Annotated in this window: 1 pseudogene; it reads right to left on the bottom strand. The window is 74.1% G+C overall.

The features are described 5' to 3' along the window. Positions 1-51: 51 nt before the first annotated feature. Positions 52-232: pseudogene (locus ACQG3P_RS24775) on the bottom strand (MFS transporter); the annotation flags it as partial.

The following is a 232-nucleotide window of genomic DNA, read 5'->3' as shown; positions in this document are numbered from 1 at the left end:
GCCCCGTCGGGCGAGCCGCAGACCGCCCCGCCGGGCCCGGGCGATGCCCCGTCAGCGGCCAGCGCGCAGGTGCCGGCGCTGCTGCACGATCCGCAGGGCGCACAGGATCACCACCGGGATGGCGATCAGCGCGGTGCCGATGATGAAGAGCGCGTAGCCTTCCAGCAGGGTGCGGCCCGGGGCAAACGACTGCACCGCCCAGCCTGAGAGACCCTTCAGCGCCTTGCCGGGA

This window comes from Stenotrophomonas sp. SrG, from assembly GCF_050031795.1.
Taxonomy (GTDB): Bacteria; Pseudomonadota; Gammaproteobacteria; order Xanthomonadales; family Xanthomonadaceae; genus Stenotrophomonas; species Stenotrophomonas rhizophila_A.
Note: the sequence above shows the minus strand (reverse complement) of the source record. Positions and strands in the feature narration are given on the sequence as shown.